The organism is Pseudomonas sp. NPDC090592, assembly GCF_044769185.1.
Lineage (GTDB): Bacteria > Pseudomonadota > Gammaproteobacteria > Pseudomonadales > Pseudomonadaceae > Aquipseudomonas.
The window spans coordinates 14,134-21,610 of the sequence record NZ_JBIVXJ010000010.1; the positions used below are offsets into that span (position 1 = coordinate 14,134).

General features: G+C 60.8%; 5 protein-coding genes. 1 reads left to right on the plus strand and 4 read right to left on the minus strand.

Annotated elements, in window-relative coordinates:
* Positions 1 to 3 precede the first annotated feature (3 nt).
* The 4 genes from cyoB to hmpA form a co-directional block, all read right to left on the minus strand.
* Positions 4 to 2,022, minus strand: a complete 2,019-nt coding sequence (cyoB, locus tag ACIQUI_RS11015; RefSeq protein ID WP_403198147.1) for a cytochrome o ubiquinol oxidase subunit I — start codon at positions 2,020 to 2,022, stop codon at positions 4 to 6.
* 3 nt (positions 2,023 to 2,025) lie between these two features.
* Positions 2,026 to 2,970 (minus strand): ubiquinol oxidase subunit II, encoded by a 945-nt coding sequence (gene cyoA / locus ACIQUI_RS11020; RefSeq protein ID WP_403198150.1) that lies wholly within the window; start codon positions 2,968 to 2,970, stop codon positions 2,026 to 2,028.
* A gap of 559 nt (positions 2,971 to 3,529) precedes the next feature.
* Positions 3,530 to 4,036 (minus strand): disulfide bond formation protein B, encoded by a 507-nt coding sequence (locus tag ACIQUI_RS11025; protein WP_403198153.1) that lies wholly within the window; start codon positions 4,034 to 4,036, stop codon positions 3,530 to 3,532.
* A gap of 417 nt (positions 4,037 to 4,453) precedes the next feature.
* Entirely contained in the window at positions 4,454 to 5,632 is a 1,179-nt protein-coding gene (gene hmpA, locus ACIQUI_RS11030; RefSeq protein ID WP_403198156.1) for an NO-inducible flavohemoprotein, read from the minus strand.
* 154 nt (positions 5,633 to 5,786) lie between these two features.
* On the opposite strand from hmpA, the gene norR reads away from it, so the two are divergent.
* Entirely contained in the window at positions 5,787 to 7,343 is a 1,557-nt protein-coding gene (gene norR, locus ACIQUI_RS11035) for a nitric oxide reductase transcriptional regulator NorR (RefSeq protein ID WP_403198159.1), read from the plus strand.
* The last annotated feature ends 134 nt before the right edge of the window (positions 7,344 to 7,477 follow it).

The following is a 7,477-nucleotide window of genomic DNA, read 5'->3' on the forward strand; positions in this document are numbered from 1 at the left end:
TGATTACACCCGCTCAAACGATTCGACACGTGCGCCGGCAGGCAGAACACCTGCTTTGGCCAGCGCTTGCATGCGCTCGCCTTCGATGCGCGCCACTTCTTCGGCCGGAACCATGTAGCCCTGGTCGTCACGTGCAGCGTGGCGAACGAAGACTGCGATGGTTGCCAACAGGCTCGCGCCCACCAGCCACCAGATGTGCCAGATGAAGGCGAAGCCGAACACGGTCAGGAACAGACCCATGAACAGACCGGTGGAGGTGTTGCTCGGCATGTGGATCGCTTCGTACTTGGCCGGAACCTTGTACGCAACGCCGGCTTCCTTGGCTTCGTGCCAGGCGTCCAGGCCAACTTTCTCAGGCATGTGAGCGAAGTTGTAGAACGGTGGTGGCGACGAAGTGGACCACTCGATGGTACGGCCGCCCCATGGGTCGCCAGTGACGTCCATGTTGTCTTTGCGATCGCGAACCGAAACGAAGATCTGGATCAGCTGGCAAGCGATACCGAACAGGATCAGCACGGCGCCGACAACGGCTACGTACAGGTAGGGTTCCCACAGTGGGTTGTCGGAGTGGTTCAGACGACGGGTCATGCCCATGAAGCCCAGGGCGTACAGCGGCATGAACGCAACGTAGAAGCCCGACAGCCAGAACCAGAAGGCAGCTTTGCCCCACTTCTCGTTCAGGGTGAAGCCGAAGGCTTTCGGGAACCAGAAGGCGAAACCGGCGATGTAGCCGAATACCGCGCCACCGATGATCACGTTGTGGAAGTGCGCAATTACGAACAGGCTGTTGTGCAGGACGAAGTCAGCACCCGGAACGGCCAGCAGTACGCCGGTCATGCCACCGATGGAGAAGGTGACCATGAAGCCCAGGGTCCAGAGCATCGGCGCGGTGAAGCGCACGCGGCCTTGGTACATGGTGAACAGCCAGTTGAACAGCTTCACACCGGTCGGGATGGAGATCAGCATCGTCGCCAGGCCGAAGAAGGTGTTGACGCTGGCGCCGGCACCCATGGTGAAGAAGTGGTGCAGCCATACCGCAAAGCCCAGGATGGCGATCGCGCCCGATGCGTAGATCATCGAGTGGTGGCCGAACAGGCGTTTGCCAGAGAACGTCGAAGTTACTTCCGAGAACACGCCGAAGGCCGGCAGGATCAGGATGTAAACCTCAGGGTGACCCCACGCCCAGAACAGGTTGACGTACATCATCGGGTTCCCACCAAGCTCGTTGGTGAAAATGTGGAAGTCCAGATAACGGTCAACAGTCAGCAGCGCGAGTGCAGCAGTCAGGATCGGGAACGAAGCAACGATCAGAACGTTGGCCCAGGTGCAGGTCCAGGTGAAGATCGGCATGTCCATCAGCTTCATGCCAGGTGCGCGCATCTTCATCACGGTAACGAGGAAGTTCACGCCGGTAAGCGTCGTACCCAATCCGGATAGCTGTAGCGCCCAGATGTAGTAGTCAACGCCCACCCCAGGGCTGTACTGGATGCCCGCGAGCGGCGGATAGGCAACCCAGCCGGTCTTGGCGAATTCACCAACGCCCAGCGAGATGTTGACCAGCAGCACGCCTGCCAGCAGCAGGTAGAAGCTCAGGGAGTTCAGGAACGGGAAGGCAACGTCACGTGCACCGATCTGCAGGGGAACCGCCAGGTTCATCAGGCCGGTGAAGAACGGCATCGCCATGAAGATGATCATGATCACACCGTGGGCGGTGAAGATCTGGTCATAGTGTTCAGGCGGCAGGTAGCCTTCGGAGCCACCGGTTGCGGCAGCCAGCTGGGTACGCATCATGATGGCGTCGGCAAAGCCGCGCAGCAGCATGACCATCGCGACGATGATGTACATCACGCCGATCTTTTTGTGGTCGACAGTAGTCAGCCACTCGCTCCACAAGTAGGTCCACTTGCGGAAATAGGTGATAAGACCGACGACAGCGATACCGCCGAGCGCGATCATGGCAAGCGTCACCATGACTATCGGCTCGTGATAGGGTATCGCCTCCAGGCTTAGTTTACCGAACATCTCTTACTCCTCTGCACCGGCAGCTGGTTGCATACTCGATTCCACACCCTTGGTTGTGGCCAGATCTTTGCTGCCTGCTTCTTCGTGGACCGGCTTGCCGCGGTTCATGCCTTCGTACTTGTCGACGATGGTCTGGAACAGCTCTGCTGGCGCCTCGCTGTACAGCGCGACTGGGTTGTATTCGCTAGGCTTGGCCAGAGCTTCGTACTCGGCTTTGCCCAGTTTCAACGGCGACTGCTTGACCTCGGCGACCCATGCATCGAAGTCGGCCTGGGATTGGGCAGTAGCCTTGAATTTCATGCCGGTGAAACCAGCACCGCTGTAGTTGGCGCTGATACCGTCAAACACACCGTTCTCGTTGGCGATCAGGTGCAGTTTGGTGGTCATGCCGGCCATCGCGTAGATCTGGCCACCCAGGCCCGGGATGAAGAACGAGTTCATCACGGCGTCGGAGGTGACGCGGAAGTTCACCGGGGTGTTAGCCGGGAAGTTGATCTTGTTGACGGTGGCGATGCCCTGTTCCGGGTAGATGAACAGCCACTTCCAGTCCAGTGCGACCACGTCGATCTGGATCGGCTTCACGTCCGAATCCAGCGGACGGTACGGGTCCAGCTTGTGGGTGGACTTGTAGGTGACGTAACCCAGGGCGATGATGATCAGGATCGGGATGATCCACACCGCGGCCTCGATCTTGGTCGAGTGCGACCAGTCAGGGGTGTAGGTGGCTGCCTTGTTGGAAGCACGGTACTTCCAGGCGAACGCCAGGGTCATGATGATGACGGGAATCACCACCAGCAGCATCAGGCCGGTTGCGATCAGGATCAGGTTCTTTTGCTCAATGCCGACCTGGCCCTTCGGGTCGAGCAGGGTCCAGTTGCACCCACTGAGTAAAAGCATGCCTAAAACGGGCAATATGCCAAACAGTCTGGGGTAACGCTTTTTACTCATCTCACGACCTCTAGATCAGCTTGCTTCAATGCAATTTGTGTTTTGGTAGCCAACACTTCGTCCTGCCAAGTGAGGCATTTTGCGCCCGTACTCGCTCCGGCCTGGGGTCCGACTGCTGGACCTTGGCTTCAAGCGTGTTAGCGGTGCTTATGGTTTCGTAGGCAACAGGCCTGTACTTCAGACCAAGTCCATTTGGTGCGGGAAAACGCGGAGGGGTATCCGCCCGGTATCGCCGTTGGGCGAAACTTGACGAAGTCAGCAAAAAGGAGCGCTGGGGCTTCCTTCAATCCTGCGACTCGCAAGCAGTGCCGAACGGAAATTGGGGGCGATTGTAGTGAGGTCGCCAACCCTTGACTATGACTTATTGAGCAACAGTCTTTTACAGAATGCGTAACAATGCTGCTCGATAATTCAACTTCGCGACAGTTTGTCGCACCCCGCTTGCTAGCCCTCAAAGCCGCATTCTACAAGGCTTCGTGATTGATCTGGATCAACCGGGGGGCAACTTTTCGCTGTTCTCGTGCGGCGTAAAAGACCACATGCAATTCAGGACTTTTGTCTAACCCTGACGTCGGTTGCGGTAGATGCCGAGCGGAACCAGGATGGCGGTCAGCACAAACGCCACAAGTGCCCACTGCGCCAGCGACAAACCGAGGATCGGTGGGTAAGGCGTGCTGCAGAAGCCATCGACCTGGAACGCCAGCGGCCAGACTTTGGCCAGCGGCAGGTCGTCCACGATCGGCTGGAGGGTGTCGATGCCACAGCTGACCATGGGGTTGGCGAGTATATACACATGGTTGCCGGCTGCAATGATTCCGCCAATTGCGCTAAGCACCACCATGGCCTCGAAGAAGGTCAGGCTGCGGCGCCCGGGCATCGCTGCGGCGATGAAGGCGAACACGGCAATGAACAGCAGCGCGTAACGCTGCAGGATGCACAGCGGGCACGGTGCCTCGCCCAGCACCACTTGCATATAGAGGGCGCCGCCGATCAGCGACAGGCAGATCAGGCCCAACAGCACCAGAAAGCGCCGTTCCCGATTCAGGCGCGATGTTTGTTCGTTCATTGCCGGTTCCTTCGATGGATAGTGGCAGCGTGGTCCGCTTGCCTGGGCGCAAGTCTACACGCTGGGCGTGTCGAGGAAGCGGCGCGATAGCACTGCGCAGGGCTATCCGGTGAGGCTGAGACCGGCCGCAACGAGGTCGGTTCAACGCCGGGCGGCAAAAAAGCTGCTGCCCGGGTGCCGCACAGGGGCAAGCCCCTCGACACCCGGGAGTGAAGGATACCGTGATTAACGCAGGATTAATGATGAAAGCGGTGAGCGCGCTTTCATCTTTCCTTATATATAGGCAGGAAGTGTGTATTGCCTGTGCTGGCCTCTTCGCGGGCACGCCCGCTCCCACAAGCACTGCACAGGCTTTGAAAGCTGCGCTATCCCTGTGGGAGCGGGCGTGCCCGCGAAGAGGCCAGCACAGGCGCTACATCACTCCAGGGCGGCCGCCGGCCCGAAGAACTCGTAACGGCTCTGCTGCTCTGGCACACCCAGCGCCTTCAACTGGCGCTTCACCGCCGCCATGAAGCCCTTGGGCCCAAGGAAGTAGGCATCCACATCACGCTCCTGCGGCAGCCATTCGGCCAGCAGGTCTTCGCTCAGCAGGCCGACCGCATCCGCCGCAGCGCCCTCCTGCGCCTCGGCATAGCAGTAGAAGCGCTTGAGCTGTGGATGACGCGCCGCCAGGCCATCGATCCAGTCACGGAAGGCGTGCACCGCACCGTTACGCGCAAAGTGGATGAAATGCACCTCACGCTGGGTTTGCAGTGCCGCCTGCAACATCGCCAGGGTCGGGGTAATGCCCACGCCCCCACTGATCAGCACCAACGGCTTGTCGCTGGCTGCCAGGGTGAAATCACCGGCAGGCGGGAACAGTTGCAGGGTTTCGCCCACCACCAGCTCATCGTGCAGGTAATTGGAAACCTTGCCGCCCGCCTCGCGCTTGACGCTGATACGGTATTCCTTGCCATCGCACAGCGCCGACAGGGAATAGTTGCGGCGCTGCTCGGCACCGTCGATATCCAGCTTCAGGCCAATGTACTGGCCAGGTTCAGCCTTGAGCACCGGTTTGCCATCCACCGGGGCAAAGTAGAACGACACGACCTCACTGCTTTCCTGCTCACGCCGAACCAGGCGGAACTCGCGGGTACCGCGCCAGCCGCCCTCGGCCTGTTCTTTCTCTTTATAAAGGTTTTCTTCAGCGCCAATCAGGATGTCGGCCAGCTGGCCATAGGCCGCAGCCCAGGCGTCGATCACCTCAAGGGTGGCGATTTCCTTGCCCAGCACTTCCTCGATGGCACGCAGCAGGCAGCTGCCGACGATCGGGTAGTGTTCCGGCAGAATCTGCAAGGCAACGTGCTTGTTGATGATCTGCCCGACCAGGCCGCCCAACTGCTCCAGCTGGTCGATATGGCGGGCATACATAAGCACGCCGTTGGCCAAGGCACGGGGCTGGTCGCCACTGGCCTGGTGGGCCTGGTTGAACAGCGGGCGTACCTCGGGGTATTCGCTGAGCATCATCTTGTAGAAGTGGGTGGTCAGCGCTTCGCCGCCGCTTTCCAGCAGGGGTACAGTGGCCTTGATGATTGCACGTTGTTCGGCATTGAGCATTGCGACAACTCCTGAGCCTGTGGCTTCAAATGACTGCCATGACTATTTCAGCAATCGTGCCAACTTTTATCACCAGTAAAATCAGGGGGTTGAAGCCGACCATGTCAAAACGACCCAGCGCAGCGTATAGTCATATTGACCAACAGGAGTCCATATGACTGCAAAGCCGCTGCTTACCGCCCTTCTGCCCCTGGTCAGTGATCTGTCACGCGACCTGCCCGACCAGGAACGCTACCGCCGCCTGCTGCAGGCCATGCGCAGCCTGTTGCCGTGCGATGCCGCCGCGCTGCTGCGCCTGGATGGTGAATGGCTGGTGCCGCTGGCGGTTGATGGCCTGAGCCCCGACACCTTGGGCCGGCGCTTTCGGGTCAGCGAGCACCCACGCTTCCAGATATTGCTCAGCCGCCCGGAACCCACCCGTTTCGCCAGCGACTCCGAACTCCCCGACCCCTACGACGGCCTGGTCAATGCCCCGGATGCCGACCTTGAGGTGCACGACTGCATGGGCTGCCCGTTGATGGTCGATGAGCGCCCGTGGGGCCTGGTTACCCTCGATGCACTCACCCCAGGGCAGTTCCAGAGCCTGGAGCTGGATGCCCTGCAGGCCTTCGCCAGCCTGGCCGCCGCCACGGTGACCGTGGCCGAACGCATCGAGCACCTTGCCCTGCGCGCCGAAGATGAACACCACCGCGCCGAGATCTACCGCCAGGCCAGCGGCCAGGACAAAGAGCTGATTGGCCAGAGCCCGGCGCACAAGCGCCTGGTGGAAGAAATCCGCCTGGTCGGCGCTAGCGAGCTGACCGTACTGATCACCGGCGAAACCGGCGTTGGCAAGGAGCTGGTGGCCCAGGCCCTGCACCAGGCCAGCAACCGCGCCGACAAGCCATTGGTCAGCCTCAACTGTGCCGCGCTGCCCGACACCCTGGTGGAAAGCGAACTGTTCGGCCATGTTCGCGGGGCCTTCACCGGTGCGCACGGCGAGCGCCGGGGCAAGTTCGAGCTGGCCAACGGCGGCACGCTGTTCCTCGACGAAGTGGGCGAACTGCCGCTGACGGTACAGGCCAAGTTGCTGCGCGTGCTGCAAAGCGGCCAACTGCAACGCCTGGGCTCGGACCGCGAGCACCGGGTGGATGTGCGTCTGATCGCTGCAACCAACCGCGATCTGGCGGCAGAAGTACGCAACGGCAACTTCCGCGCCGACTTCTACCACCGCCTCAGCGTGTACCCGCTGCACGTACCGCCGTTGCGCGAACGTGGGCGCGATGTGCTGCTATTGGCCGGCTACTTCCTCGAACAGAACCGTTCGCGCCTGGGTCTTAATAGCCTGCGCCTGAGCAGCGAAGCGCAGGCCGCGCTGCTTGCCTACGACTGGCCAGGCAACGTGCGCGAACTGGAACACCTGATCGGCCGTTCGGCGCTCAAGGCGCTGGGCCAGCACCCAGATCGGCCACGCATCCTCACCCTGCAAGCCACCGACCTGGACCTGCGCGTATCGCCGCCAACCGCCGGCGCCCTGCCCTCCACCATAGCCCCGCCACCCGTGGCCGAGCTGCCCGAGGGCGGCCTGCGCGAAGCCGTTGATATCTACCAGCGCCAGGTGATCGAAGCCTGCCTGCAACGCCATCAGGACAACTGGGCGGCAGCTGCGCGAGAGCTGGGTCTGGACCGAGCAAATCTGAGCCGATTGGCCCGCCGACTGGGGCTTCGCTGAGGTTTACCTACCAAAGGATTAACCCAGAAAGCCATCTGGTTGCTTCCGGGCTGGCTGCTATATCTCCCTAACCACCCATTTCTCGACTGCCTGGTCGAGACTGCGCGCAACACCCCTTGCAAGGGCTCTGTTAC